This is a genomic window from Chromohalobacter sp. HP20-39 (assembly GCF_033052815.1).
Classification (GTDB): Bacteria; Pseudomonadota; Gammaproteobacteria; order Pseudomonadales; family Halomonadaceae; genus Chromohalobacter.
In genome coordinates this window covers 1-258 of the sequence record NZ_JAWHTP010000843.1, presented here as the reverse complement: position 1 = coordinate 258, position 258 = coordinate 1, and the positions used below count along the sequence as shown (strand labels likewise).

Sequence of the window (258 nt, the reverse complement as noted above, 5' to 3'; positions counted from 1 at the left end):
CCCGGCATCAGGCCCTCGATCCGGGCCGCGAGATCCAGGGCCAGGCGCCGCTCGGCCCCGATCCGGGAGATCTTCGCACCGCCCTTGGCACCGATGTCGGGTCCGGCCGTGAAGTCGAGCTTGGCCCCCCAGGCGTCCAACGTCCCGGTTCCATCGAGTTCGAAGTCGATTGGCGGCGTACCGGGCAGGTTGGCCGCCTTCGAGAGCAGGCCGCCCGCCGGCTCCACGAGGTTCGCCTTCAGCTCGAGCCGCTCGCCG

The 258-nt window shown here is 71.7% G+C and carries 1 protein-coding gene; it reads right to left on the bottom strand.

The features are described from left to right. Nucleotides 1-258 (bottom strand): hypothetical protein (locus RVY79_RS20330; RefSeq protein WP_317466397.1); only part of this gene is annotated, 258 nt, incomplete at both ends.